The organism is Dyella solisilvae (assembly GCF_003351225.1).
GTDB classification, from domain to species: domain Bacteria; phylum Pseudomonadota; class Gammaproteobacteria; order Xanthomonadales; family Rhodanobacteraceae; genus Dyella; species Dyella solisilvae.
The window spans coordinates 893,327-920,107 of sequence record NZ_QQSY01000002.1 but is presented as its reverse complement, the minus strand read 5'-3'; the positions used below and the strand labels follow the sequence as shown (position 1 = coordinate 920,107).

The 26,781-nt window shown below is 62.2% G+C and carries 21 protein-coding genes; 15 read left to right on the top strand and 6 right to left on the bottom strand.

The genetic code is table 11. The features are described from left to right. Nucleotides 1–238: 238 nt before the first annotated feature. Nucleotides 239–3,394: an efflux RND transporter permease subunit gene (locus tag DVT68_RS11175; protein ID WP_114825128.1), complete on the bottom strand. Its 3,156-nt coding sequence runs from the start codon at nt 3,392–3,394 to the stop codon at nt 239–241. A 729-nt stretch (nt 3,395–4,123) separates the two neighbouring features. On the opposite strand from DVT68_RS11175, the gene DVT68_RS11170 reads away from it, so the two are divergent. The 5 genes from DVT68_RS11170 (at nt 4,124) to DVT68_RS11150 (ending at nt 9,412) form a co-directional block, all read left to right on the top strand. Further along, nucleotides 4,124–5,047, top strand: coding sequence for a transporter (locus tag DVT68_RS11170; protein WP_199536025.1), 924 nt, complete (start codon nt 4,124–4,126; stop codon nt 5,045–5,047). 137 nt (nt 5,048–5,184) lie between these two features. Next, nucleotides 5,185–6,252: a transporter substrate-binding domain-containing protein gene (locus DVT68_RS11165; RefSeq protein ID WP_158543495.1), complete on the top strand. Its 1,068-nt coding sequence runs from the start codon at nt 5,185–5,187 to the stop codon at nt 6,250–6,252. A 369-nt stretch (nt 6,253–6,621) separates the two neighbouring features. After that, on the top strand, nt 6,622–7,164 hold the full coding sequence (locus DVT68_RS11160) for a GNAT family N-acetyltransferase (protein WP_114825126.1): 543 nt from the start codon (nt 6,622–6,624) through the stop codon (nt 7,162–7,164). A gap of 103 nt (nt 7,165–7,267) precedes the next feature. Further along, on the top strand, nt 7,268–8,839 hold the full coding sequence (locus DVT68_RS11155) for a glycoside hydrolase family 1 protein (RefSeq protein ID WP_114825125.1): 1,572 nt from the start codon (nt 7,268–7,270) through the stop codon (nt 8,837–8,839). Between the two features lie 162 nt (nt 8,840–9,001). Further along, nucleotides 9,002–9,412, top strand: coding sequence for a DoxX family protein (locus DVT68_RS11150; RefSeq protein WP_114825124.1), 411 nt, complete (start codon nt 9,002–9,004; stop codon nt 9,410–9,412). Between the two features lie 496 nt (nt 9,413–9,908). On the opposite strand, the gene DVT68_RS11145 is transcribed toward DVT68_RS11150, so the two are convergent. Next, the gene (locus DVT68_RS11145; RefSeq protein ID WP_114825123.1) at nt 9,909–10,097 is read right to left on the bottom strand and encodes a hypothetical protein; all 189 of its coding nucleotides are present in this window, start codon (nt 10,095–10,097) and stop codon (nt 9,909–9,911) included. Between DVT68_RS11145 and DVT68_RS20285 the strand changes: the two genes are divergently transcribed. Beyond that, on the top strand, nt 10,096–10,326 hold the full coding sequence (locus DVT68_RS20285; RefSeq protein WP_147281717.1) for a hypothetical protein: 231 nt from the start codon (nt 10,096–10,098) through the stop codon (nt 10,324–10,326). The genes DVT68_RS11145 and DVT68_RS20285 overlap by 2 nt on opposite strands. Before the next feature lie 21 nt (nt 10,327–10,347). Here DVT68_RS20285 and DVT68_RS11140 read toward each other — a convergent pair whose 3' ends face one another. Next, nucleotides 10,348–11,082 (bottom strand): Crp/Fnr family transcriptional regulator, encoded by a 735-nt coding sequence (locus DVT68_RS11140; protein WP_114825122.1) that lies wholly within the window; start codon nt 11,080–11,082, stop codon nt 10,348–10,350. Nucleotides 11,083–12,011: 929 nt separating this feature from the next. On the opposite strand from DVT68_RS11140, the gene DVT68_RS11135 reads away from it, so the two are divergent. The 4 genes from DVT68_RS11135 (at nt 12,012) to DVT68_RS11120 (ending at nt 18,391) form a co-directional block, all read left to right on the top strand. Beyond that, nucleotides 12,012–14,378 carry a YadA family autotransporter adhesin gene (locus DVT68_RS11135; RefSeq protein ID WP_158543494.1) on the top strand — a complete coding sequence of 789 codons (2,367 nt, stop codon included), beginning with the start codon at nt 12,012–12,014 and terminating at the stop codon, nt 14,376–14,378. Between the two features lie 1,528 nt (nt 14,379–15,906). Then, nucleotides 15,907–16,497, top strand: coding sequence for a porin family protein (locus DVT68_RS11130; RefSeq protein ID WP_158543493.1), 591 nt, complete (start codon nt 15,907–15,909; stop codon nt 16,495–16,497). 326 nt (nt 16,498–16,823) lie between these two features. Continuing rightward, entirely contained in the window at nt 16,824–17,384 is a 561-nt protein-coding gene (locus DVT68_RS11125) for a hypothetical protein (protein ID WP_114825349.1), read from the top strand. A gap of 77 nt (nt 17,385–17,461) precedes the next feature. Beyond that, entirely contained in the window at nt 17,462–18,391 is a 930-nt protein-coding gene (locus tag DVT68_RS11120; RefSeq protein ID WP_114825119.1) for a hypothetical protein, read from the top strand. Between the two features lie 273 nt (nt 18,392–18,664). Here DVT68_RS11120 and DVT68_RS11115 read toward each other — a convergent pair whose 3' ends face one another. Next, nucleotides 18,665–19,369 (bottom strand): lipocalin-like domain-containing protein, encoded by a 705-nt coding sequence (locus DVT68_RS11115; RefSeq protein ID WP_114825348.1) that lies wholly within the window; start codon nt 19,367–19,369, stop codon nt 18,665–18,667. On the opposite strand from DVT68_RS11115, the gene DVT68_RS11110 reads away from it, so the two are divergent. The 5 genes from DVT68_RS11110 (at nt 19,350) to DVT68_RS11090 (ending at nt 23,506) form a co-directional block, all read left to right on the top strand. Next, nucleotides 19,350–20,279 (top strand): LysR family transcriptional regulator, encoded by a 930-nt coding sequence (locus DVT68_RS11110; RefSeq protein ID WP_114825347.1) that lies wholly within the window; start codon nt 19,350–19,352, stop codon nt 20,277–20,279. The genes DVT68_RS11115 and DVT68_RS11110 overlap by 20 nt on opposite strands. Before the next feature lie 188 nt (nt 20,280–20,467). After that, nucleotides 20,468–21,391, top strand: a complete 924-nt coding sequence (locus DVT68_RS11105) for a bestrophin family protein (RefSeq protein ID WP_114825118.1) — start codon at nt 20,468–20,470, stop codon at nt 21,389–21,391. A 398-nt stretch (nt 21,392–21,789) separates the two neighbouring features. Then, on the top strand, nt 21,790–22,536 hold the full coding sequence (locus DVT68_RS11100) for a DoxX family protein (RefSeq protein ID WP_147281716.1): 747 nt from the start codon (nt 21,790–21,792) through the stop codon (nt 22,534–22,536). Between the two features lie 209 nt (nt 22,537–22,745). Beyond that, nucleotides 22,746–22,952: a hypothetical protein gene (locus tag DVT68_RS11095; protein WP_147281715.1), complete on the top strand. Its 207-nt coding sequence runs from the start codon at nt 22,746–22,748 to the stop codon at nt 22,950–22,952. A 218-nt stretch (nt 22,953–23,170) separates the two neighbouring features. Continuing rightward, the gene (locus DVT68_RS11090; RefSeq protein ID WP_114825115.1) at nt 23,171–23,506 is read left to right on the top strand and encodes an antibiotic biosynthesis monooxygenase family protein; all 336 of its coding nucleotides are present in this window, start codon (nt 23,171–23,173) and stop codon (nt 23,504–23,506) included. 131 nt (nt 23,507–23,637) lie between these two features. Here the strand turns inward: DVT68_RS11090 and DVT68_RS11085 are convergent, their stop codons facing one another. Together DVT68_RS11085 and DVT68_RS11080 are read right to left on the bottom strand one after the other, a co-directional pair. After that, on the bottom strand, nt 23,638–24,405 hold the full coding sequence (locus DVT68_RS11085; RefSeq protein ID WP_114825114.1) for a bestrophin-like domain: 768 nt from the start codon (nt 24,403–24,405) through the stop codon (nt 23,638–23,640). 298 nt (nt 24,406–24,703) lie between these two features. Next, nucleotides 24,704–26,581 carry a potassium transporter Kup gene (locus tag DVT68_RS11080; protein WP_233523435.1) on the bottom strand — a complete coding sequence of 626 codons (1,878 nt, stop codon included), beginning with the start codon at nt 26,579–26,581 and terminating at the stop codon, nt 24,704–24,706. Nucleotides 26,582–26,781: the final 200 nt, after the last annotated feature.

The following is a 26,781-nucleotide window of genomic DNA, read 5'->3' as shown; positions in this document are numbered from 1 at the left end:
CTGCCGGCGCTCGAGTCACTTTTCTTTTGCTGGCCCAAAAGAAAAGTAACCCAAAGAAAATGGCCTGAAGGGCTCGTAGCGATATGGAGGATACAAACCTGGGCGACTGCGGCCAGTCGGTTCGGTGACGTGGTACCCCAGAGATAGCGGCTACCCCGCAACGCGCCGCGGCGCTGAGGACTTAAAGCAGGTGACGCCCCTGTCCCGCGCTTGACCCTCTCCCGTCTGGGGATAGGTCTCACCCCGCCGCCGTCTGCGCCTTCAGCGCCCTCTTCGCTGCCCTCTTCGCCCGGCGCGCCTCCTCGCGCAGCTTGCGGTCGTAGTTCCACAGGTAGATCGCCGGGGTGCTCAGCAGTGTCAGGAGCTGTGAGACCAGCAGGCCGCCCACGATGGCGACGCCCAGCGGCTGGCGCATCTCCGAGCCGATGCCGAAGCCGACGGCCAGTGGCAGCGCGGCGCCCATGGCCACCAAGGTGGTCATGGTGATCGGGCGGAAGCGCACCAGCGCGGCCTCGCGGATGGCGTCGGGCGGCGACAGGCCGTGCTCGCGCTGGGCGACCAGGGCGAAATCGACCATCAGGATGGCGTTCTTCTTCACGATGCCGATCAGCATCAGGATCGCGATGATGGCCATCAGCGACATCGGGGTGGCGGTGGCCAGCATGGCCAGGAAGGCGCCGGCGCCGGCGGCAGGCAAGGTCGAAAGGATGGTCAGCGGGTGGCCGAGGCTCTCGTAGAGGATGCCCAGCACGATGTACATGGCCAGGATCGAGCCGATCATCAGCACGTTTGCGTTGGAGCGGGTCTCCTCCAGGTTCTGCGCCTTGCCCGAATAGCCGATCTGGATGCCGGCCGGCAGCCGTGCGTCCGACACGATCTGATTGATCAGCGCCGTCGCCTTGTCCTGCGGGAAGTCCGGGTCGATGTTGTAGTAGATCTTCGCCGCCTCGAGCTGGTTGGTGTGGATGACGAACGAGGGGGTGACGCTGGGCGAGATGTGCGCCACCGCGGACAGCGGCACCATGCTGCCGGTGTCGCTGCGCACATACGTGTTGAGCAGTGCGCCCGGGCTCAGCGTGCGTTCTTCGGACGAGGTCAGCACCACCCAGTACTGGGTGATGTCCGAATAGATGATCGACACCTGGCGCTGCCCGAACGCGTTGTACAGCGCGGTGTCGATCAGGCCCATGTTGAGCTGCAGGCGGCTGGCGGCGGCGCGGTCCACGGTGAGCATCTGCTGCTTGTCGACGTCGTCGTAGTCGCTGCTGACGTCGTGGAACTCCTTGTGCTGGCGCATCAGGCGCGTCACCTCCAGCGCCCATGGCTGCAGGTCGGCGCTGTTGCTGCTGATCAGCTCGAAGTTCTGGCTGCCGCGGTCGCTGTTGTCGTCGTCGTTGAAGAAGCCGATGGAGTTGAGCGACACGCGCAGCTCGGGCACTTTCGCGTACGCCTTGTTCAGGCGCGCGATGATGTCCTTCATCTTGTCAGGCCGCTCGCCCGGGTCGCCGCCCTTGGGCTTGAGGTCGACGAACATGGTGGCCTGGTTACCGACGTTGCCACCCGCGCGGTCGCTGCCGAGGAAGGTGGTGACATCGCGCACCGCAGGGTCGGCCAGCATGATGGCGGCGGCGTGCTTGGCCCGCTCGGCCATCAAGGTCGGTGAGATGTTGGCGTCGGCGTGCACGTCGCCCTGGATCATGCCGATGTCTTCCTGCGGCATGAAATTGAAGCCGAACAGCTTCACCACCACGGTCGCCAGCGCAAAGGTGAGGGTCAGCAGGATCAGCGGCTGCCAGCGCATCAGCCGGCGGTGGCGCATGGACCAGTCCAGCGCGCGCTCATACAGGCGGTGCAGGCTGCGGTCGAATCGCTGCAGCGCCTGCTCGAAGCGGCTCGGCTCGCGCCCACCGGCGGTCTCCAGGGTGAGCAGGCGGCCGCATAGCGCCGGTGTCACCGACAGCGAGATGATCGCCGAGATCACCACCGCCGCGGTCAGCGTCACCGAGAACTCGCGCAGCAGCATGGTGAACTGGTTGTTGCCGAACAGCAGCGGCGCGAACACCGCGATCAGCGACAAGGTGATCGACACCACGGTGAAGCCAATCTCCTTCACGCCCACCAGCGCCGCTTCCAGCGGCGGCGCGCCGTGCTCCATGTGGCGCACGATGTTCTCGATCACCACGATGGCGTCGTCCACCACGAAGCCGATGCACAGCACCAGCGCCACCAGCGACAGCGTGTTGAGCGTGTAACCCAGCGACCACATCACCACGAACGCGCCCGCCAGCGACAACGGCACGCTGATCATGGCGATCAGCGTGGGGCCGATCCGGCGCAGGAAGACCAGCATCACCGCCGCCACCATCAGCACGCTGAGCATCAGCGCGATCTCCACCTCGCGGAGCGCCGATTTGGTGGTCTGGGTAAGGTCGAAGATCGGCGTGATCTGGATGTCCGCCGGCAACCACGCGCGCATCTGCGGCAGCTTCGCGCGCACCGCGTCGGCGGTGGCCACGGCATTGGCCTCGGGGCGCTTGCTGATGCGGATGGCGACGGCGCGATGGTCGTTGAACCAGGCCGCCTGGTACTCGTCCTGCTGACCGCTGGTGACCCGGGCCACGTCCGACAGGCGCACCGGCGCCCCGTTCTTCACCGCCACCAGCAGGTGGCCGAATTCATCCGGGGTGTGCAGCGCGTCGGTCGCCGTCACCGTCATCTGCGTGGCGCCGTCGCTCAGGGTGCCCTGCGGCGAGGTGACGTTGGCGGCGCGCAGGGTGTTGGCCACGTCGTTGGCGGTCAGGCCCTTGGCGGCCAGCGCGACGGTGTTGAGCTCCACCCGCACGGCACGCGGGCGTCCGCCGATCACGCGCACCTGCGCCACGCCGGGAATCTGCGAGATCGCCGGGTTGATCAGGGTGTCGGCCAGGTCGAACAGCTTGTCCGGCGGGAGTGTGTGCGAGGTCAGCGACAGCAGCAGCACCGGGATGTTGGCGGTGTTGAACTTGTAGTAGCGCGGCGGTACCGGCATGTTGGTCGGCAGGTCGGCCATGCTGGCGTTGATGGCCGCCTGCACGTCGCGCGCCAGCTTGTCGGTGCTGTTGCCGAAATTGAACAGCATGCGCACCGACGTGGAGCCGTCGTTGCTCTCCGAATGCATCTCCTTGATGCCGGGGATGCGCCCCAGGTGCCGCTCCAGCGGCGCGGCCACGGTGGCCGCCATGGTCTGCGCGTTGGCGCCCGGCACCTCCACGTACACCACCATGCCGGGAAATTCGAGGGTGGGCAGCGCCGCCACGCCGAGCAGCACATACGCCCACAGGCCAGCCAGGGCAAGGCCCAGCGCCAGCAGGGAAGTGCCGATCGGGCGGCGTATCAATGGCGCAAACAGGTTCACGGGCTTCCTGACCCTTCAGCTGGGCGCACCCCTGTCGCGCCTGCAGACAAGAGGCGCGACAACGCGGGCCACCTCAGCCGCCTTTATGCACGCAAACCGGCGGCCGCGAATGTGCCGTTAGTCGGTGGGCGGGCGCCACGATCATCAAAGCGCATGCTGGTCGGTCACCATGACTGCCGGATGGCGGGGGATCACGCCCGCGTCCGCCGGGCACTGGCGCGGAGTCCCAGACGACGCTGGGACAACGGTCGGGGCCCCTGACCGTGCGTGTGCACGCCGATGCGTGTGAAGAGGGCGCTCACGGGCCGGGACTCTGGCGCCATTGCGTGCGAACCGGGGCAGCTCGCGTAATTGTCACGAAAAAGTGAATGCGCGAAATCAATGTCTACCGATTGGCTGCGCTCGGCTTTCTCCACTAGAGTGATCGCAGGCTCGTGACCGCCTGCCCGAAAGGGCATCACGAGCAAGCCAACCAAGCAAATCGCATGGGCTTGCCCAAGGTCGTCGTGTCGCGCCAGGGAAGGTGATCGGCGCGTCGAACGCAGGCGGCCTCGGGCGCGTTACTCCACCAACACGCGAGGTCCACTCACCTACCTGCCAGACAGCAATCAGCCATCGGGAAAGCGCCTTTGCACCGAGCCTCCATCGGCTTCGGTCAATGGCGACCAAGGTCTGACGAATTACCTTCGCATCACCCCTTTCGGCGCATGACGACGGTTCGAAGCCACGATGATGTTCTTTCGAATGTTTCGGGTTTTGCTGCAGGCAGGCATGGTGGGGCTCTTGCTCCACGTGGCGAGCGCGTCTGCGCAGGACCTGGAGCCGCGCACCTATTCGCCCTCCCCCATCGGCACCAATTTCATTGGCGCCACCTATACGTATCTGACGGGCGACGTGCTGACCGACCCGTCGCTGCCGGTCAGCAACGTACAGGCCAGCATCAACACGTACGCGCTCGGTTACGTGCATACCTTTGCGCTGGCGGGCCGCACCGCGTCGATCGGCGTCGCCATCCCGGGCATGAGCGCCGACCTCAGCGGCGACGTGATTGACGCGCCCACCTCGATCCATCGCGCCGGGATGGGCGATATCCGTCTGCGCTTTGCCTACAACCTCGTCGGCAACCCTGCCATGACGCCCGCCGAATTCGCGCAGCGGGAACAAACCACCTCGGTCGGCATGAGCCTCACCGTGTCGGCGCCGACAGGAAAATACGACCCATCCCTGCTGGTCAACGTCGGCACCAATCGATGGGCGTTCAAGCCGGAGATCGGTGTGTCCCAACCCTGGGGCAACTGGTTTTTCGAGGCCTCATTGGGCGCGTGGTTCTTCACCGACAACAACAACTACTACGGCGGCAACACGCGCAGCCAGGACCCGTTGGCGACGGTTTCACTCAATGGCGGATACAGCTTCAAGCCGGGTCTGTGGCTGGCCGCAGCCATCGGCTACGCCAAGGGGGGCGCCACCAGCGTCAACGGCGTGGGCAGCAACAACGGGCAATCGAACATGCGCTACGGCCTTACCTTGTCGGCGCCGTTCGCCCACGGCTGGTCGACCAAGCTGGCGGTTTCCAACGGACTGGTCACGCGCATCGGCGGCAACTACAAGGGGATTTCACTGGCGGTGCAGTACCGCTGGTTCGATCCCTGACGCTTCGCTGGTGGCGTTGCCCCACGTGTCATAGGCTGTTCGCGCGCCAATGTCATGCCCACCAGGCGAGGATGCTGGTCGGAGCGGCGGCGCTCAGGATGGGAGATAGGCTGATGCTTGCGCTCACGAGACGGTGCGTGCTGGTTCTCCTTCTTACGATGACGCTGTGCGCCTCGGCGATGGCCGCCAATGAGCCAAAGGTCGTCCGCGTCGCCGTGATCGTGCTTCCCCCCATCGTCACGCAGCACGGTCAGAGCATGGGCGGCTTCTACGTGGATCTATGGGACGAGATTGCACGACGGCTCAAGGTGAAGACCGAGTACCGGGTGGTCAGTGGCGTCGATGCCTTATCGGCCTCGCTCCGCACCGGGCAGGCCGACGTGACGATGCCCCAGTTCGTCACCTGGGAACGCGACCAGGAGTTCGACTTCTCCTACCCCGTGCTCGAGGCGGGGCAGCAAGTCATGGTGCGCGATCTCGGGCAGACACCGAACGTCAATCCGCTGTCGGACCTGGTCGACCTCCTCTGGTCTCGCACCTCGCTCGTCTGGCTGCTCGCAGGCGTCGTACTGGTGCTGATACCGGCGCACATCGTGTGGTTCGTCGAGCGCGGGCGCGAGGACGGTATCATCCCGAGCAAGCGCTATTTCCCGGGCATCCTGCAGAGCCTGTTCTGGGCCGCAACCACCCTGGTCACCCAGGCCGACCAGGCGCCGCGCCAGTGGCTTGCGCGGCTGGTGACCTTCCTGCTGATGTTCACCGGCGTGGTCTACGTCGCCTTCTATACGGCGACCCTGACGAGCAACATGACCGTGCAGCAGCTCAATGGCGACATCAACGGGCCGGAAGACCTTCCCGGCAAGCGCGTCGCCACCGGCCACGGAACCATTCCCGTCGGCTATCTGCGGGAGCTTGGCGCACGCGTGCACGAATTCGACAACCCGGACGAGGTGTACCGGGCGCTGATGGATCGGCAAGTCGACGCCGTGTTCTTCGCTACACCGGTTCTGCGCTACTACGCCACCCACGACTGGAAGGGCAAGGTGAAGATCGTTGGCGCCGAAGTGGATCGGCAGGATGCCGCCTTCGCCTTCCCCGTCGATAGCCCACTGCGTCGGCAGGTCGACAGCGCGCTGCTGTCCATGCGCAAGGACGGCACGTACGTGCGCATCTACGACAAATGGTTCGGCAGCGAGCAGCCCTGAGCGGCGCCTCGGTTGACCGCGCACCCCACGAACGCAGGCGCCGCAGGCAGTCCGGCTGAGGGCCGACCCCGAAACGGACTTGCGGCCTTGCATCACCCAACGACACACTGCGTCAGCGGATCGGGCGACGCGGCTGTGCAGCGACCCGCCTTGGGGGATATCACCAGAGGTTGCATCGGAGGGGGCGTGGACACCAGCTCAGGGGTGCGTGCGTGGCGGTCGCATCAGCGAAGGTCAGTCGTTCGAACCATCGGCCCCGCCAGCGTGACGACCATTCGCCTTGAGGTTTGCGCCATGCCGGACAACTCGCACGTTTGCCTTCTACCCCGAGCAGACATCGTTGCGTGACCCCGTCACTTCGGAATCATCATGGATATTCGAACTCTCGACGCCGATGATCTTGACCTCATCTGTCAGCACCGCGAAGCCATGTTTCGCGATGCGGGGCAGCGCGACGACGTCCTGACGTTGATGACCGGCAATTTCCGCGAATGGGTCAAGCCACGTCTGTTGGATGGATCCTACTTTGGCTACGTCATCCAGGACGCCGCCGTTCCGGTTGCCGGCATCGGCCTGATGCTCATCGACTGGCCGCCCCACCCCGCGCATCCCATGCAGGACAAACGCGGCTACGTGCTGAATGTCTTCGTCGAACCCGACTACCGGAATCGCGGACTGGCCCGGGAACTGATGCACCTAGCGGAGGCGGAGTTGGTCAGGCGTGGTGTCACCTTCGCCATTCTGCATGCCACGGAGAAAGGCAAGCCGCTCTATCGGGGCCTGGGCTGGCATGGCACGACCGAAATGGCGAAGACGCTCGATGTTCCGCCCTGTCGGGAGGTTGGCGAAGACGCCATGGAATGCGCTGCACAGTCGGTATCGAGCGGTGCTTGCGGTGGCGAGCCGTCATGACGTCAGCCCGCGTTGAAGCAGAGCAGGAACAGGTTTTCCTGGTGGCTAGAGAAGCGCGGATGGGCTGGCCATCCCGCAACGTTGAATCGGGAAGGGTTGGCGAATGATCGTACGTACCTGGAAAGGTTTTCTGGCAGTCGGCGTGTTGATACTGATCGTTGTTGGCGGCGCAGTGTTGAGCCTGGCCCTTCCGGGACGCGGCGAACCGCGCAGCACCCCGGCGCCGGTGCAGGCGATGATTTTCCCCAAGGGCTTCCTGTGGGGCGTGGCGATCGCCGGGCAACAGGCGGAAAGCGTGCCGGCCAGCGACTGGACGAAGTTCGAGACGGAGGTGTTTCGCGACCATCGCTTCGCCCAGGGCAACCAGATCGGCGCCACGCCACCCGGCGATATTCACGACTTCGGTCGATGGCCCGAGCAGGTGCGAACCCACAAGGCGGGATTCGATCTCCACTACGACGCGGACATCGACGCGGCGGCGCGCCTTGGTCTCAATGCCTTTCGCGTATCCATCGAATGGGCCCGCCTGTTTCCGCGCGCCGGCATGACCGAGCCCGACCCGGAGGCGATCGCCTATTACCACCGGATTTTCGCCGCCATGAAAAGCCACGGCATCGAGCCGGTGGTGACGCTGTTCCACTATGTCTCGCCCGCCTGGTTCTTCGAAGCGGACGCCAAGGGAAAGCGCGGATGGGAACGCGCCGATGCGCTGGACCTCTGGAAGACCTACGTCGATGCGGTCGCGCAGAATTTCATTCCCGAGGTGCGCATCTGGTGCACGCTCAACGAGCCGATGGTCTATCTCTATGACGGCTATGTCATCGGCTCCTATCCACCGGGCGAGAAGCGCGGCGATTTCGCCGGCACGCGCGATGTCTATGCCGCGCTGCTGCGGGCCCATGTGGAGGCCTATCGCACCCTGCATCGTGTCGCCAGCACGCTTGGCGCACCAGTCTCCGTAGGGCTGACTCAGAATCTGGAAGTCTTCGAGCCGTACAACCGGTTCTCCCCATTGGACCGCGGGCTTGCCTGGGTCGTCGACAAGGCATGGAACTGGGATTTCCTGGACGCCGTCGCCAATGGCCACATGCGCATCACTACCACCGACATCGACCTGCCTATCGAGGATCTGGCCGGGACGGAGGACTACGTCGGGGTCAACTACTACAGCCGGAACTACGTGCGCGGTGACTGGCGACATCCCTTCGCGCCCGACGTCGGCAATGTGGCGCCAGACCAGCCTGGCGAAGAGCACAACGATCTCGGCTGGCCCTCTTATCCGCGCGGCTTTTACGAGATGCTGACCAAGGTCGGCAAGCGCTACTCCAAGCCGGTGATGATCCTCGAGAACGGCACGGCCGATCGCGCTGATGACGACCAGGCAAGGCAGCGCTATCTGGTCGCGCACGTCCGCGAAGCGTGGCTCGCGCAGCGCGATGGCGTCGACATCCGCTCCTATATCCACTGGTCGCTGGTCGACAATTTCGAATGGGATGAGGGCTTCGACGCCAGATTCGGCCTGATCGCAGTGGACTACGATCACGACTTCCGTCGCACCCCCCGCCCCTCGGCCGCGCTCTACGGTGACATCGCCCATGCAAACGGATTGAGCACGGCGATACTGAGTCGATATATGGCGGGTCCTGAGACGGCCAGCGTGGCGCCAGGCCAATGAGGACGTGCGAGGTCTATGAGGGCTGCGGTCGTGCGGGCGTGGACGTTCAACATCAAGCCATCGCAGTGCGCTGTGGCTCCACATGTTGTTCAAGACCGGCGACCTCTTCGCCGCCGGAATCCAGCATCAGGCAGCTCTGAAGGTAGGCTATGAGGGGACACCATGAACCCAAACCGCGCCGCCCGATACGCCCCGCTATTGCTCAGGGTTGTACTGGGGTCCCTGTTCATTGCCCACCTCTACTGGAAGTTCGCCCTCCTCCCGGGAGGCTTGCCTCGGTGGTGGGCGGGTTTCGCTGCAAGCGGTTATCCCTGGTTCGTGCCCTGGTATGTCTTTTCCGCCGAGATTGCCGGCGCGTTGCTGCTCATTCCCGGCATCGGCGTGCGCTGGGTCAGTCTTTATGCGCTGCCCATGATGATCGGCGCGACGCATTTCTGGGCGGTACGCAAAGGCTTCTACTTCACAGGCGCAGGGGCGGAGCTGCCGCTCCTGTGGTCGGTGCTGCTCGTTCTCCAGATCCTGCTGGGCGATGGCCCGTACCGATGGCGGGCCGGCCGGGCATCCGCGGCCTGAGCAGGCATACCAGTGGGCGCGACCGTCCAGCCGCACGCTGTCATGGCCGAACGACGCCTCATGTTGGCATTCGCATGAGATCCGCCATCGTCCAGAGACAGACATTCGAGGCCCCGCGATGGCTATGATGACCCAGCGCATCTAGTTATCCGATCGGTGTCACTGCGGTGAAGATGACATGGGTCTCTGAACACCAACTAGATCTTGAATATTGCGAAGGAACCGTGGGGTTTCAGGCCATCAAGGCTGGTGGCAACGTGGACATCACCGTTCACCGGTTGGTTGAGGCAGACTGCGCTCGCCGCGATGGCAACGGATAGAGAGCGTCGCATTTGAGTAGTGTCCGCTCCCGACCAAAAGCGTGTATGCGTTCTCGAATAGGCTGACGTTCCATCACCGACAAAGACGAAGTGCGACGTAGACCACGGCTGCACTTCCTGGCTGCGGCAGCGTGGCCGAATTTAGGGCCTAGGCGACCCCACAAGCGCTCGCTGCTTCAGGCTGCTGCCTTGAACAAGGCAACAATCACGGCCGACGCGAGCTGCGTATGCGGCAAAACTACCGACTCTTTGTCTTGCAAATGGGCGAGGGATTCGCTGATAAAACGCAAGTTTGTCAGCACGGAGATTACGGAGTCGAACAGCTCGCACGAAATCGTCACGGGCGAGGAATGCACTTCAGTCATGGCCTACCACTCGTTACCTGAGGCGTGGTTCAGCGCCGACCCGAAAAATCTCGTGCCCTGGGCGTCGACCATCATCTCGATCGAAGATTCTGGATTTTCCCCGAGCCATGAACTCAAGTCTGTTCTCTACACGACAATCCACCACCGGCAGGCGGGGGAGCCACGCTTCAGGGAAGCAGCCAGGCGCACATCGATTTGCTTTCCGTTTCTGCGCCATCGCTGCCACTGACGGACAGATCGTCGCCCTCCACTACCAATCCTCGCTGGCAAGACTCGTGAGGGCTTCTTTGTCGGTAACCACTACGTGGCTGTAGGTCACCGATATGAACCCATCCGTGCTCAGACTTTTCAGTTCGCGGTTCAGTGCGGGGCGAGAACATCCAACGACGCTCGCGAGCGTTTCCTGGGACAGCCTGAGTGGCACGTGGATTCCGTCATCCTTGTGCTCACCAAAGTCCCTCATCAGATTAACGATGACTCGAGCGCATCGTTGTTTGAGCGTCAGTAGCGAGGTGTAGGTCAGCGTGATGTACGACCGCCTTGCGCGGGAGCAAAGCTCCTTGATGACCGCCAGGTTGAATCCGGGGTCGCTGGCAAGCAGTCGGAGCACCTGATCCCTCGTAAGCTGAAGGACCAGGGTATCCGTCAGCGTGATCGTTTCGTAGTTGACGCTTCGTCCGTCAAAAAACGGAACCAGGTCGAAGATTTGGCCGTCACCCAGAAAGCCGAGCACATGCCGCTTGGCATCCTGGGTGGTTGTGCTGATTTCGATGGTCCCCTTGACGACGATGACGAGTCTCCCTGGCGTCTCGCCACGATGCATGAGCACTTCACCTTGCCGCAGGGTGCGCAGCTCCGCGTCGTGACACATGCTTGCCAGCGTTTCATCGGAGCATGACCTCGACCAACTGCCATGCCGCAATCCGGATTCAACCAGATTGTGGCGATCAGCCGAACTCAATGAATTTATGTCGAGTTGATTCATGGGCCAGAACGTGGGCGCGAAGTGGATGCCGGCAACGACGTCAGGTCGTCGGGCGGTTGCTCGCTCGAACGCACTAGGAAACTACGAAAGGCAAAAGCCGCAGTGGCGCCTGATTGGTGCAAACGAATCGGCCAATCATCGAGACGGTTGCCGGTGAAGCTACGTACAAAGGTTCGAGTCGTCGTCAAGAAGACCACGATCACGCATGCCGGCGCGACAGTAAAAACCGCAATTCAGTGAGTCTTCGAGCGCTTTTTTACACATCGTTTATGGAGCTGAGTTACTTTTCCCCGCTTCGGCGATCGAGATGGATGCAGTTGCGTCCAGGGCAGTCGGTCGCCTGATGGCGCCGCCCGAGTCGATCTGGACGTCCAAATACTCATTGAACATCACCGACATCATGGCCAAGCCGCGGGGGCTTTCGATCGACCTGCGGCGGTGAACTGCGTTGAGCTCACTCTCCGTCCGACAAAGGATGGATGCGTTTTTCCCCTACAAATTCCCCTTTTTCCTTTGTCATCTCCTTGACAGATTAAATCTGATGTCGCTGGGACCATGGCGCAGCGCTACCTGGAGTCCCATCGGATTTCAGCGTGGCGTTGACCAAATGCGATTAGCGCGGGGCCGATGCAAGCGACAAGGCGTTTGATGATGCTTGACGCCGAAAGCCAGTCGGATTTCTGACCTCTGATGCACCCGACAAGCCAAAGGCTCGCCAGGTGGCGTCCGCCTGCGGCGAAGAGTTCTGATGTCGGCGAGGTCCAGATGGGCTTCCGATACCCCTCGCTATCGCAATCCATGCGACTCGAAATCGTCTGATTGGCGATATGTAAGGAGGAGGAATGTTTAAGCAGTATCTAGGATCCAGCAACACCGCCCGGAGGCACGCTGCGTCCACAAAACCAGTCTCAATGAAGAAAGAAGTCTTTATGAAGAGCAGAATTCTCTGGCTCGCCGTCATCGCGGCGCTGTCTGCTCCGACCTACTCGCACGCGCAGGCTGTCGGTCCGTCCGATGTGAGCGCGCCGTGCGTCCAGGACGGCTCACTCAACCTCGCTTGCGGCAGCAACGCCCAGATTCCGGCCGCCGATACCTACGGCGACGCGAGTGGCGAATCGACCGCTATTGGCGCCAACAGCTACGCTGCGGGTTCGCAGACCACGGCAGTGGGCTACGGTGCTTTCTCAAACTATGCCTCAACCGCCATCGGCGCCATTGCAACGGCTACCGCCACGAATAGCGATCACCCATCGCCCGACTATGTCGGCTTTGGCTTCGCTGGCGGTAACGCCAGTGCTGCGAACGGCTATGCCTCCACCGCTCTTGGCGGATACATGGCGACGGCGAACGGTTATGCATCGACGGCGATCGGCATGCACGCGACCACTGGCACGTCGAACGCTCCTGGCGGCAACGGCGACATCGCCCTGGGTGCTCACGCTTCGACCGCGGTGAACTCCGGTAGCGCGCAGACCTCGGGCAACATTGCCATCGGTTCGTCCGACGGCGTGGTCGCGGGTGGTCAACCGGCGGGCCAGGTCACCACGAACGGTGTCACTTCGGCGACGGGCGGCAACTCGATCTCGCTGGGCACGGGCGCGATCAGCTCCGGCAAGGCAGGTATCAGCATCGGCGCTGACACGAATTCGGTTGGCTGGTATGACGTGGTGATGGGCAACGGCTCGCAGACCACGGGCAACTACGGTGGCACGGCTGTTGGTGGTTCCGATCCCAGCCAAAACAAGCTGAACATCGCCGGCCAGTTCGGCAGCTCGTACGGCTTTGCCTCGCAGGCGAAGGGCGTGGGCGACGTTGCCCTGGGCGCCTACGCGAATACGGGCGCCACCAATCCGGCCGGCGCCACCAACGACAGCAGCAACTCTTACCGCACTGCGATCGGCTACAAGTCGAGCGCGACGGGTGAGGCTACTGCGTCACTCGGTTCGTTCACCTCGGCCACGGGCGCCGGTTCGGTGGCTTTGGGCTACGGCTCGACGGATGGCGGTCAGGCCATGACGGTTTCCGTGGGCGGCAACGGCGCCACGCGTTCGATCACGAACGTGACAGCCGGCGTGAACAACACCGATGCGGTCAATGTCGGTCAGCTCAATTCGGCGGTCGGCGCCACCAACCAGGCCGTGAGCGCCGTGAACAATACGGTGAACCAGCAGGGCCAGCAGATCACCCAGGCAAATACCGCCGTCACCAACCTCAACAACTCCGTCAACCAGCAGATGGTCACGGTGAACAACTCGTTGACCAACCTCAATACGACGGTCGGCGGCCTGAGCACGGCAGTTGCTGGTCTGACGCCCGCGGCGGGCGATCCGAGTAGCAGCAACGGTGCGCTGACGTCGGTGGTGGGCGGCCTGACCACGTCGGTTGCGGGTCTCACTACTCAGGTGAGCCAGAACACTCAGGACCTCAACACGGTGCAGACCAACCTGAGCTCCACGACCGCAACGGCTGCCGCGGCTTCTGCCGCCGCCACCCAGAACGCGGCTGACATTGCTGCGACCAACACGCAGGTCAGCGCCAACACGACACAGATCGCGGCGAACAAGGTCCAGATCCAGGCACTGGTGAATGGTCAGGCCGGTGTGTGCACCGTGTCTGCCCAAGGTGGCATGGCGTGTTCGATCCCGGGCCAGACGGCTGCGTCCGCCAACGGCATGGGCGCGGTCGCTACGGGCGCCGGTGCAAGCGCCAGCGGTGATGGTTCCATCGCACAGGGTACGAAGGCGGTTGCCAAGAGCGCTGGCTCTGTCGCGATCGGCGCTGGCGCCCAGGCGAATGGTGACCCGACGGTGGCCATTGGCGCCGGTGCGCAGGCGAACGGCAACAACTCCGTGGCTCTGGGTGCAGGTTCTGTGGCCAATCGTGACAACTCGGTCGACGTCGGTGGTCGCGTGATCACCTCGGTCGCTCCCGGGACGCAAGCGACGGACGCTGTGAACCTGCAGCAGGTGCAGGGTCTGGTGGCTGGCGGCACGGCGGCTTCCCAGGCGTACACCGATCAGCAGGTGCACGATGCTTCGCAGATGGACAACCGTTATGCGGCTCGCGGTGTTGCGCAGGCGATGGCTGTGCCGAGCATCCCGCAGCTCGCGATCGGGCAGAAGTGGGTCGGCGCCGCCGGGGCCACCTACGACGGTCAGTCGGCGATGGGCGTGGCCTTCGGCTACCAGGCCACCGCAGGCCTGAACTTTGGCGGCGGCATCTCGTCTGCCACCGGAAGCTCGCAAGGTACGGGTTCGCACCTCGCAGTGAAGTTGCAGGCGGGTTACGCCTGGTAAGAAGGTGAGGGAGGGGGCAATCCCCTCCCTTGCTTGCAAGCCTGGATCGCGCCGCTTCGGCAGACGGCCGAGCGTTCGAGTTTCGATTGGTTGGCTCGAGCATTATTGGTGGAGGGCCACCCAGATGTTTGGGCCGGCGCCGTCGGTTGCAAAGCACGTCGGTGTCTTCGAAGACCTCGACGAGCGCGGTGTTTTGGCTGCCGCAGACAAGGCAAAGGCACGCTCCTTCCCTGCGCGGCTGAGGGAGGACTCGGCTGCAGAGTGCTCACAGAAGCCGCCGGACCAGCTCATGCCGGCCTCATGTTCGCTGCTGATTCGCGGCGACCAAAGCACTCCTTTTTGTACTGGTAAGTCACTTTGATGGTCGGGACGTCGAACTCCCAGGCGCCGCTAGTGCGCGCGCTATCTGAGAGAAACGTGTTGGCGCCTGCCTGCTCGCAAGTGGGCATCGGGGTAAGCGAACTTGGTGCGCCCATCCGCCAGCAGGTGAATGATTTTTGATCGCTCTGGCTAGCGCTTCCCGTCGTGCTCATTCGGGGCGATGCCGGAAACGAATGACCCGGGAACCTTGTGGATGATCGAGCGCGACATATGCGCTTGAGGTCGACAGGGTGACCCGGATTGCGTGCAGCGCGCGGGCCCTGATCGCAAGCTTTTGCGACAAACTTTCTGGCTCAAAGTTTGTGCGGACGTCTTTGGTTTCCTGTGATACCTTGCGCCTCGCAACATCACTTGGGGGAGTGAGAGTGCATTTGTCTATTCAGTTCGCCGACCGCATCGCCAAATGGCAGACCGGTTGCGCCAGCGCTTCGTAGCCGAGGACAACGCACCCTCTTGATCGTTGGCTCCCGAAGAGCGGAGCCGCGACGAGGTTCGCGCCAGGAAAGTTCGACGGAAATGCACTTGCCCATTCGGCGAGTCGCGCGTCATCGCGCGGCCAGCGCGTAATAACGCCGCGGAGCAGAGCAACGGCCTCACGTGTAGTCGCTCGATCATGTTCATGGAGGAATGACGAAGGTGCTGCAAAGGATCATGTGGGGTCGATTGCCAAAACGAGGGCGCGGGTCGTCGTTCTTGTCACTGACATCGATGCCGTCAGGCGGCCCAACTTGCTGCCCGTCGATGCTCCTTGTTCCCGTTCCTGCGCAAACGTTGAACTGCTCCGATAGTGGAATCCTCGCCACTCTCGGCTCAGGCCGGCCGCTTCAAACCTGGAATCTTCAAAGTGGCGTGATTGGTGGCAGCTTCGTTTGCAACACGGGAGCTGTTCCGGACAGAAACGCAGGCATGAAAGCTTCCTGTCCGACCGCCTCGCGCCGTCAGATCGTCGCCGCAAGCTCCATGACGCCCGAACACGAAGCAGCTTTTCTTCGGGCTTATGCATGTCAGTAGTGATTTGAAGGATTTTTGCGCATTCGGTCAGCTCCGATATGCGTGAAAAGGGAAGAGCGAAAGCTCAAAGGAAGGGACGACACAGTCGTGCAAAGACTCGTGCTGTCCGATGTCACTTAATTGGATGAGGAAAATCATGCGTAAGCTGCTACTCGCTCTGTCGATGGGTGCTGCAATGGTTTCGGCCCCCTTCGCCAGCCATGCACAACAAGTTGGAAACGGCGATCTGTTCATCAACGGTAGCGTCGGCCAGGCGCACTCGAACGTCGATCTCCTGACCCAGAAGAACGACACCGGTTACGGTCTGAACTTCGGTTATCGCTACAACGACACCTGGGGTCTTGAAGCCGGTTACGTCGATCTCGGCAAGCCCAGCGCAACGGGCAGCTATGCCGGATACGACTACAAGGGGAACCTGCATGTCGCAGGTTGGACCGTTGGTGGCAACGGCAAATTCAACTTTGCCCAGAATTGGTTCCTGAGCGCACGGCTCGGCGGCTTCTTCTCGAAAACCAAGCTGGATGCCACCGTTGCGGGAGAGTCTTTCTCCTTCCGTGGGCATGACACCAACTTCTACGCCGGTGTCGGCGCAGGGTACAACTTCAATCGGAGCTGGAGCCTTGGCATCAACTACGACCACTACGCGGCCAAGGCAGACAACATCCTGACGAAGACAAACTCCCTCGGCCTGCTGTCGGGAACGCTCGAGTACCGCTTCGGCATCTAATGCACGCCGCCGTTTGGCGGGTTGGAGACCTCGCACGGGCTGACTGATGTCGGCCCGTCAGCACACCACCCGTACCTGCAATCCGGGCCTATCGCTTCTTCGGGCGAATTCCTTGGGCATTCGCCCGGGGCGGCAAGCGGCTCGAAGCCACGCGAAACACCAACTCCGTTCGACAATTCAGGGGGAAGAAGAGAATGCAGTTTCGTATCGCCGTCGTTTTTGTAGCCGCAGCTGCCCTGTTGACTGGTTGCGCCGGGGCCCCGCAGAAGCCCATCGCGTTTTCCACGCCCGCGCACGATGCCAGTGCGCAGAAAGTCGGCGTCGTCATGACGACGCTTCCCAAAGTAGACGTCTCGACGCCAGGCGCCGGCTGCCTGCTGTGCATGGCCGCCGCATCGATGGCCAACTCGAAGCTCACGAGTTATTCGCACTCGCTTCCCCAGGAAGGGCTTCCCAAGCTCAAGGAAGACGTCGCGAATCTTCTTCGCAAGCGCGGCCTCAATGCCGTTGTGATCAACGATGACCTGGACGTGTCCAAGCTGCCAGGCGCCAAGACGAACGGCGCCGACATGGCCAAGAAGGACTTCTCGTCGCTGCGTGCGAAGTATGCCGTCGATCATCTGGTGGTCATCGACATCCAGGAGGTTGGCTTTGAACGTCCTTACTCCGCCTACATTCCTTCCGGCGACCCGAAGGGTGTCGTGATCGGACTGGGGTACGAGGTGAATCTCGCCACCAACGCCTACGAGTGGTATGCGCCGATAGGCATTCGTGTGGCGGCCGAGGGCAAATGGGATGAGCCGCCCACGTTCCCCGGCCTGACCAATGCCTACTTCCAGGCGCTGGAAGCGGGCAAGGACAAGTTCCTCGAGCCATTCAAGGGTTGACCACCTGCCCATGGGGAGGCGGCGGCATCGGTCGCCGTCTCCCATGGCGTCACTCATGCATGCACGGAGATCATGGAATGAGCCGTTCCGCACTCATCGTCGCCATCGCCCTCCTGGTCATGGCGCCTTGCGCGACTCTGCGCACCGCGTGGGCGTCCGGGAAGAACGCGCCTGCCGTCGCCAGCGTTCCCGCACCCGCCGCACTGAGCTGGTCCCTCGAGATTCCGCTGGATACGAGGGTACCCTTCAGCGGCGTCGCCAACTTCGACAACGCCGGAAATTCGGCGGGCGCCATGCTGTATCCGGCGCCGAATGCCATTGGCCTACTGGCCGCGGTGCTGACCCATGCGGCGATCGAGAAGTCCAGCCGCAACTCCGAGAAGTCCAAGGTCCAGAAGGACGCCGACAAGGTGCTCGATCCCTATCAGCCTGTGCTGGATGATTTCTTGACCGGCACACTATTGGGGCGTGGCGCCTCGCTCGCCACCGTCGGTGCCGGCAGGCAGGCCGTGCTCAGGGAGCGGGACGACCATCAGGGGTGGTTGGTGCGTGTCACGCCGGCGTACTCGATGACGCAGGACCAGACCACCCTGGTTCTGGACAACGTGGTCGAAATCTACGGTCCCAACGAGCGCCAGCGGGCGTCGTACGTCAACACCATTCGCGTCATATCGACGGCCCGGTCGGAGCAGGACATGCTGTCCTACTGGACGCGTGACCAGGGGATGCCGCTCAAGGAAGAAAGCGCCGAGCTGCTCGCCGCATCCCTGGACATCGCCATTGCTGACGCCTCCAGAGTGAAAGCCGACCCGCAGTTCAAGACGGTCAGATATATGGAAGGCCGGGCCGAGCGCGTTGAGCGTGGTCAACTGCTGGCCGAGCAATGCGGTCGGGTGCTGCTGCGCTCCCTGCGTGGAACCCTCATGTCGGCGCCCATAAAGACAGATGAGACGATGACTTCTTCAGGCTGCGGCGACCAGACGGCCAACACCGATCCCTCAACTTGATGAGCCCAGCCAGGGCGCGCCGCGAAAGCAGCGATGAAGAGGGATTTCCCAAGGAGCTGCGGGGGTTCCGGTCAAGCTGAGCACCGCTTTGGACGGTGCTGGACGACCCGCGGGTACCGACTGGCGGCGTGTGGCCGACGCCGCCAGAGAGGAACCATGAATCATGGATCGGTCTGCTACCGACTCTAGGCGGACAGTCCAGCCGAAACAGGAAATCAGCCTTCCCTCAGGCGCCTCGCCGTACCAACGCTTCTGCTTCGCCGGCACGCGCCTCTACGAATGAACGCGACGCCACACGACTTCGCCATGGGCGCCCTCGCCCGTGCCGCTCGATGGCTTGGCGACGCGATAGGTCAGCTCGTCGCCGTGGATGGTGTAGCTGGAGTCGCTGATCCGGCCGTCCCAGTTGGGGAACGAGGCATGGATGATTTCGCCGTGCAGGACATTCCCATCGGCGCTTACGTGACCGTAGTGGGCGTTGGTGTCCAATGAAGCGGCGCGATATTCCTCGGGGGTTCCCTTCGATTTGTCATTGGCCGCAAATGGCATCCGCTTCGCGCGCACGATCTGCATCATGTAGTCGCCCTGGGCGTCGATTAGCCACATGCCGGTTGGGTTGGGGCCGTAGAGCTCCACGCGATGGCCATCGGGATAGACGTTGTCGCAACGGACAAGCGTCCAGGCGCCGACCAGTTCCTTCGGAACCATGCCAGGGCTGCCGCTTACGGCAGGCTTCATGGCGTCCTGGGCGGCCAGGACCGGTGGTGCGGCGATGGCGGCCATGAGGCAGACGACGAGCATTGGTTTGGCGAATGACATGGGGACGCCTCCGGTGGGTGCAGAGGATTGAATAGTCACTCGCCGGTCTGGCTTTGATAATTGGCCCGAATATTGATTGACCTTCAAATTGCTTTTGAAGATCATCCGGCTTACGCCTTCCGAAGCAGGGCTGGAACTCATGAACCGCTTCAGCGACATGCAGCTTCTTGTCGATGCGGCCGACCTTGGCAGCCTGTCGGCCGCCGGGCGCCGGGCCGGACTTTCACCGGCGGCGGCCAGCGCCTGCGTGCAACGCGTGGAGACGATGCTCGGCGCCCGGCTGTTTGAGCGCACGACACGTCAATTGCGCCTGACGGACGAGGGGCGCATCTACATCGCCTCCTGCCGGGCTGCGATCGAAACCATGAAGGAGGCCGAGCGGGCGGTTCGCACTGGCACCGATGCAGTCAGCGGCACGCTGCGGGTATCGGCGCCATCGGATCTGGGGCGCAACTTGCTCGTTCATATCCTCAATCGCTTCATGGAGCTTCACCCCGACGTGCGCGTCGTGCTGACGCTGTCGGATTCACTCTCGCGTTTCGTGCCGGACGATGTCGACGTCTCCATACGCGTGGGCCTCTTGGAGGACAGCGACCTCGTCGCCCGCCACCTTGCTGACAGCTGGCGAGTTGTATGCGCCTCGCCCGCGTGCATCGAGGTCCACGGCATGCCAACACGACCCGAGGAACTCGCTGCGCTTCCCACGCTCGTATTGACCACACAGGCGGGGCCAAGAAACGAGTGGCGCCTCGGCGAGGATGTGGTGCGCGTACGGCGATATCACGAGTGCACGGACAGCGAAGTAATACGCACATGGGCTGTCATGGGGCGCGGCTTCGCGTACCGGCAACTTTGGGCTGTCACCGATGACGTAAGCGCCGGCAGGCTGAAACTCGTCCATGCACCTGCCTGGTCCGCACCCTCGCCCATCCACGCGATGTACCACCCCAACGTGTTTCAGCCACCCCGAGTGCGCCGTTTCGTTGATTTTCTCCAGGCGGAATTCGCACAGCGGTTTTCAACAAGAGACGAGAACGCGTTCGCGGCGGAGTTCAACAGGGGGCAATGATCCGGGTGTCTGTCTTTGACTCTCGTCAGACACTCCCTCAGGGCTAGGGCCAGCAAGCGATCTGGCCCGCGGATAGACTCTTGTTGTGCCGGGGCGCAGCAGGCAGCCGCGAGTTCAGTGGATGACATGCCATAGAGAGCAGGTGTTGCGTCGCTGGGACGACGAAAACCGACCGAAGGTAATCGACCATGATCGTACGCCCAGGTGAATCCCATTCGGTAATGACGTTGCTGTTTGCCCTGAAGGGCTCGATCATTCCCGTGATATGGCCGCGGGTGCTGTTCACCATGCTGATGTCTGTCATGGTGATACTGGCGGAGCAGCGCGGTATCGTGCTTCGCTTCACGCTCGAAGCGGGATTCCTCACGTTACTCGGGTTGACGCTAGCCATCTTTCTTGGCTTTCGTAACACCGTGGCCTATCAGCGCTGGTGGGATGGGCGAATTTTATGGGGCAATCTGGTGATTGCCACCCGCAATCTCGCGCGCCAGACACAGGCCTTCATGCCTGGACTTCCGGTGGCCGAACGACGGCGTCTGATCGGCGATGTGATCGGATTTGTCCATGCGCTGCGCCACCACTTGCGCGGAACCGATCCGGATGCGGACCTGCGCCGGTGGCTGTCCCCTTCTGTCTATGCTCTTGCGATGGCTTCGCCCAATCGGCCAAACACCGTTCTGGGCACGCTGAGCCAGGCCTATGCACAAAGTGCCCGAGCTTCGGGTACAGACAGCATCCTGTTGGCGGCGATGGATCGGGAAATCGGTGAGCTCTCCCATGTCCTCGGTGGTTGCGAACGCATCAGGAACACACCCATTCCCTTCGCCTACATCTTGCTGCTTCACCGCACCGTCTATGCGTACTGCTTCATCTTGCCCTTTTGCCTTTATGGCCCACTGGGGTGGCTCACACCGATTGCTGTCGGCCTGCTGGCCTACACCTTCTTTGGTCTTGATGCGATCGGCACCCAGATCGAGGATCCATTCGACATGTTGGCGAATGATCTTCCGTTGGATGCATTGAGTCGCACGATAGAAATCAACGTGCTGAGCTTGCTTGGAGAAGCGGATCTTCCTTCGCCGTTGGAGCCGAAGGATTGCGTACTTTCGTGAAGCTCTACATTGCAACGGAGCGTCGGTGGAGCGCGTTGGTCCCATAGTCGGTCAGGCTGCTGGATTCAAAGCACCCGTTTCGAGGGTCCTTGCGCAAAAGCCACACCGAATTGCCCGCTCCCGACCCCAATCGAACTCACCTGTACTGGCGTCTGTGGAAAATAGCTTCGACTGGAAGCGCATCGTGTCGGCGGTTCACCTGATTGGCGAAACCAACGGTAAGAGTGACGAAAACACTTCCTTTGGATTCGCCCGGAAGTCGACTCGCTGAAGCCCGCTCAGTCAGGCCAGCGGTCGAATGACGAACACAGCCCGCACTTGGTCCTCTCGAGGAGGCAGTCATGCGGATTGCAAGCGTGGGACATGCGGTGTTTGCGGCGACCATGATCGCCGTTGGAATGCTTGGCCTGATCCACGGCGATTTCGCCGCCATTTGGCAAGGCGTGCCAAAGGATCTGCCCGCGCGACAGGGGCTGGCTTATCTCTGCAACCTCATAGCCATCCTCTCCGGCTTCGGTCTGCTCTGGCGGCCCACGGCTGCCTCCGCTGCTCGCGTGCTGCTGGCGTGGCTCGTGCTTTGGTTGCTGTTGGTGCGAGTTCCAGGCATCTTCCGCGCGCCCACGTCACAAGATGCCTTGTCGGGCTGGGGCGAAACCGCGGTGATTGTTGCGGGCGCCTGGGCGCTATATGCCCGCTTCGCGACCGACTGGGACAGGCAGCACCTCCGTTTCGCCACAGGTGAAAAGGGTTTGCGAATCGCCAGAGTGCTCTACGGCCTGGCCATGCTCCCGTTTGGCGCCGCCCACTTCCGTTATCTCAATGAGACGGCGGCACTCGTGCCAGCCTGGCTGCCAGCGCATCGAGCATGGGCCTTTGGCACCGGTTGCGCCTACATCGCCGCGGGCGCCGCTGTGCTCACGGGCCTGTGCGCACGCCTGGCGGCGGTGCTCTCCGCGTGGCAGATGGGCATGTTTACGCTGCTGGTGTGGATTCCTGTGGTGGCGGCCGGCCCCAATGCCTTCCAATGGAGCGAGACCGTCATCTCCTGGACACTCACCGGCGCCGCCTGGGTGGTGGCCGATTCCTACCGCGGCATGCCGTGGCTCGCTACGGGTAAGCGCCAGGATGGGAATCAATCTGAATAGGGAATGGGCGTGCCTGCCTCCGTCCCCGAACGGTGGTTACAAAAGCAGAGCGTTTCCTGGGTTAGACCTGTCTTTCGACCACAGTGTGATGATTGACCGGCAAAGGGGGAGCCATGCAAGAACGAGAATTTCATCGTTGGGATAGGACTCGTGAAAGGGGCATCCTGAGGTACGTACTCATCGATGGCGCCATGGCGTGGGGAGTGGGAATGCTGCTCCTCATGAAGCTCTTTCTCCCGCATCAACGGATATCGGACCAGGAGGCCGCCATCATGTGGCCAGCCGCTGGCGCCGCCACTTATCTGGCGTCGTGGTTTATTGAGGAGTATCGCTACCGAAAGGAAGCAGCGCGTAGAGCCGCTTTGCCGCCACCCATCAGCGAAAATCCTATCTGGAAGGACTACCAGCAAGACTGACTTATGGGTTGCTAGGTCCGTAGCCAGGACGCGTTCTCGACCCAATGCGGGCATCGCTCCCGGCCCGAATTCGCGGACGTATTCACTCAATGCGAACGACCGACATCGTCCTCTTGACCTATCCTGATGCCGCCAACCGGTCATTAGTCCCCAGTTCTTCACGCAGCATGCAATAGGCGTCGTCTGCAAGCACCGAACCAGTCGACTCAGGAGCCACCATGGAAACTCCGAATGCAGGTTTTGCGGCCATATACCGCTGGAGGCTACATCCTGGCATGGAGGATCAATTCGTCGAGGGGTGGACTCGCCTGTCGAAATTGTTCTTGAGCGAGCATGGTTCACTCGGGTCCAGGCTGCACCGCGGTCCAGACGGCATCTGGTATAGCTATTCGCAGTGGCCGAGTGCGGTGACGAGATCGGATGCCTTTGCCAGCGGGGCGCTGGATAAGGAGGCGGCGCTCCTCATGCAGGCAGCAATCGCCGAGTCGTTTCCGGAAATAAGTCTGGAACCGGTCGTCAGCTTGCTGATGCCAACTCAACATTCAAACGTCTAGGGAAAGCATCTTTGGTGACCAGATGCACCTCCCTTGCGGCCAGTTTTGCTAAGGAGCTTGGACACTGATCTGTGCGACGGCGTTCCTCGCGGGGTCCGCATCCGTCCGGAGGCTGACATAGTGGAGTCTCGTCAGGTGTTCGGTATCGATGCCCTCAGCGCATGCAGGTTCTGCGGCGCGACTCGAATCATCCCGCCACGCGGACTGTCGATGTCCGCAATCAAGGCAAATGCCACTGCGATGATCAGTGGAAGCACCAGCATCAGGGCAGGTTCGCTGGTGAGCCTGCTTGCACCTACGCCCACGAGGAGGTTGCAGCCGAGCGCGATGGCCACCAACAGCACCCACGCGGACGTGGGGATGCGGTTCCACCACGCAGCCTGCGTGTAGCCCTGTGAATTGAGCACATCGTTCATGCCTGCCACGGCCAGGGCCGTAATCGGATCGGGACGCTCATGGGCGGCCGGTGTGATGGCGTTCCAGAGCCCTGTTTGCAGATCGTTGACACGCGCATCGACCGCAGAGATCTGACTTCGGTCGGTCGTCTCATAGGATTTGATGCGCTCATCGAGATAGCTGATCAGTAAAGGACGCACCTTGGATGCCACCGCAGGCGGCAGAAGATCCAGGCGAACGTACTCAGTGCCGATCGCGTTGGCCTCAGCTTCTTCGTAGTTCTTGCGCTGGTCATATCGACCGATGGCCATGGAGAAGGTAAAGCCAATGATCAGTCCAAGCAGTGTCAGCGTGGCTCCCTGCACGACATTGAAGGCCTCGCGCACGTCCGGTTGATCGGGTCGATGCCACCGGGCGAGCAACATGCCAACGCGGCCAGCTATCCACATGGCGGCAAAGGTGAACACAAACACCACGACTGGATGGTCGATCCCAAAGTGCATGCGGTGTGGTCTCTGGCGGTCGCAACGAGCCCAAGGCCTTGGCCCTGGATGGCTTACAGTGATCCAGCAGACCCAGTTTGCGCATCCGAAGAATTTGGGAAGGCAATTAAGTAAATTTACGTAACGGTGAGGATTACCGTGTCCGAGTGCCATGAAGCGTGCTTGTGACCCATGGCGGCACTCGCCATAAACCTGGGTCAGCAAATCTGAAGCTGTGTGAACAGGGCGCACACTTCCGCGTCAGGAGACTGAGCGCGGACCGCGCCACGCCAGAACGCGCACGCCCAACGTTCGCATGTCAGATGGATACCTGCCGGCCAATATCGACCACCTGGTCCGGCGGCACATGGAGATAGTCCGTAACGCGGGTGGAGTTGCGCAACTGGATCCTGAAGAGAAATTCGATCCAGCGTGGAAGGCCACGTCCGTCTTGCCGCGGTACGATCTTCTCCATCCCGATGAAGTAGGTCAGTTCGTGGGAATCCATCGGGCAGCCGCGCGTGACGATTTGTGACATCAGCGCAGGCAGGTCCGGCCGCTGCATGAAGCCGTAGGTGGCGGTGATCGACCAGAAATTCGGAATCACCTCTTTCATCTGCAGGCGTTCGTTCACGGGGATATAGGGCCTGGAGGCGATATCCAGGGTCACTGCCAGCACGCGCTCGTGCAAGGCATGGCTGTGCTTGACGTACCACATCATCACGGGCGGCATATTGCCTTTTGTGCGCGTCAGAAACACCGCGGTGCCGGGCACGCGCGCCACGCCTGCCTCGGCGATCTCCTTGAAGTAGTCCTCGATCGACACCGGGTTTTCCGCCAGTCGCTTGCCCACGGCGGTAATCCCCTCATGCCATACGAACATCACGAGATAGACCAGCGTGGCAAGAATGAGCGGCACGTAGCCGCCCTCGAGCAGCTTCATCATGTTCGACGCAAAGAACGATGCATCCACCACGAAGAACAGGCCGGCGACCGCGATGCAGGCGAACACGTTCCACTTCCATATCTCGCGCATGGCGATGAACAGGAGCCCGGTGGTCATCAACATCGTGGCGGATACCGCAATACCGTAAGCGCCGGCCAGGTTGTCCGACCTCCTGAAGCCCAACGCCAGGCCGATGGTCACCGCCATCAGTATCCAGTTCACCGCGCCGACGTAGATCTGGCCATAGCCCTCGCGGGATGTCTGCTGAATCTTCAGGCGCGGCATCCATCCCAGCAGGATCGCCTGTCGAGTCATCGAAAACGCGCCAGTGATGATCGACTGGCTGGCGATGATGGTGGCGATCGTCGAGAGGATGATCAGAGGCAAGGTCAGCGGCTCCGGGCACAAGCGGTAGAAGATGTTGCCTTCCGTCGAGGCGCCATCGAGCACGATGGCGCCCTGCCCCGCGTAGTTCAGCACCAGGCTGGGAAACACCAGCGTGGACCACGCAAATTTGATCGGGCCGGCGCCGAAATGCCCCATGTCGGCGTACAGCGCCTCTGCACCCGTGACGCAAAGAAACACACCGCCAAGCACGACAAAGCCCACGCCGTGGCTGTTCAGCAGGTAGTGGAAGCCGTAATAAGGATTGAGCGCCCACAAGATCGACGGGTGCCGCGCAGTGCCCCACAAGCCAAGCACCGCCATGGTGAGGAACCACAGCGCCATGATGGGGCCGAACGCCCGCCCGATTTTTGCCGTACCCATGGGCTGCAATGAGAACAGGGCCAGCAGAATCACAACCGCCAACGGCAACACGAAGTGCTTAAGCGAGGGGGCGGCGATATCCAGCCCCTCCAGTGCCGAGAGCACCGAAATGGCCGGCGTAATCGCCCCGTCGCCATAGATCAGCGCGGCGCCGAACAACCCCACGGCCACGATCAACGGACGCTTCTGCCGCTTCACCCCAATCAAGGCCATCAAGGCCAGGATGCCGCCCTCGCCATCGTTGTCGATGCGCATGGCGAAACCGGCGTATTTCACCGTGGTGACGATGATCAGCGTCCAGATCAGCAGCGAAATCACGCCAAGGATGGTGGCTGGGGTGTGCGCGCCGGTCAGGTCCAACACCGTCTTGAAGGTGTAGAGCGGACTCGTGCCGATATCACCGAAGACCACGCCGAGGGCGCCCACCGCAGCGGCCAACGACGCCGGTTTCTTCCAAGGGTTCGCTACGGATTCCTGATTCACGGCGGTGCACCCGTTCGACAGCCGATGAAGGAGACAGGCAGGGTACTGGGGGCCTGATGACAATTCCGGCAAGACCCCGGCCGCCTTCGCGCCAGGCGATCCTATGCCGGGGAGAGTCAATGCGAGTGCAAGAATCCAGCTCCATGCCGGTGAACCGCTCCTGCACCGCCCCTTCCGCAGGATGCTGCGAAGGGCTCACG

Coding starts and splice junctions, on each gene's coding strand:
- DVT68_RS11170 (WP_199536025.1), top strand. CDS start 4,124: ATGATGTTCTTTCGAATGTTTCGGGTTTTGCTGCAGGCAGGCATGGTG.
- DVT68_RS11160 (WP_114825126.1), top strand. CDS start 6,622: ATGGATATTCGAACTCTCGACGCCGATGATCTTGACCTCATCTGTCAG.
- DVT68_RS11155 (WP_114825125.1), top strand. CDS start 7,268: ATGATCGTACGTACCTGGAAAGGTTTTCTGGCAGTCGGCGTGTTGATA.
- DVT68_RS11150 (WP_114825124.1), top strand. CDS start 9,002: ATGAACCCAAACCGCGCCGCCCGATACGCCCCGCTATTGCTCAGGGTT.
- DVT68_RS20285 (WP_147281717.1), top strand. CDS start 10,096: ATGGCCTACCACTCGTTACCTGAGGCGTGGTTCAGCGCCGACCCGAAA.
- DVT68_RS11145 (WP_114825123.1), bottom strand. CDS start 10,097: ATGACTGAAGTGCATTCCTCGCCCGTGACGATTTCGTGCGAGCTGTTC.
- DVT68_RS11140 (WP_114825122.1), bottom strand. CDS start 11,082: ATGAATCAACTCGACATAAATTCATTGAGTTCGGCTGATCGCCACAAT.
- DVT68_RS11135 (WP_158543494.1), top strand. CDS start 12,012: ATGAAGAGCAGAATTCTCTGGCTCGCCGTCATCGCGGCGCTGTCTGCT.
- DVT68_RS11130 (WP_158543493.1), top strand. CDS start 15,907: ATGCGTAAGCTGCTACTCGCTCTGTCGATGGGTGCTGCAATGGTTTCG.
- DVT68_RS11125 (WP_114825349.1), top strand. CDS start 16,824: ATGACGACGCTTCCCAAAGTAGACGTCTCGACGCCAGGCGCCGGCTGC.
- DVT68_RS11120 (WP_114825119.1), top strand. CDS start 17,462: ATGAGCCGTTCCGCACTCATCGTCGCCATCGCCCTCCTGGTCATGGCG.
- DVT68_RS11110 (WP_114825347.1), top strand. CDS start 19,350: ATGAACCGCTTCAGCGACATGCAGCTTCTTGTCGATGCGGCCGACCTT.
- DVT68_RS11115 (WP_114825348.1), bottom strand. CDS start 19,369: ATGTCGCTGAAGCGGTTCATGAGTTCCAGCCCTGCTTCGGAAGGCGTA.
- DVT68_RS11105 (WP_114825118.1), top strand. CDS start 20,468: ATGATCGTACGCCCAGGTGAATCCCATTCGGTAATGACGTTGCTGTTT.
- DVT68_RS11100 (WP_147281716.1), top strand. CDS start 21,790: ATGCTTGGCCTGATCCACGGCGATTTCGCCGCCATTTGGCAAGGCGTG.
- DVT68_RS11095 (WP_147281715.1), top strand. CDS start 22,746: ATGCTGCTCCTCATGAAGCTCTTTCTCCCGCATCAACGGATATCGGAC.
- DVT68_RS11090 (WP_114825115.1), top strand. CDS start 23,171: ATGGAAACTCCGAATGCAGGTTTTGCGGCCATATACCGCTGGAGGCTA.
- DVT68_RS11085 (WP_114825114.1), bottom strand. CDS start 24,405: ATGCACTTTGGGATCGACCATCCAGTCGTGGTGTTTGTGTTCACCTTT.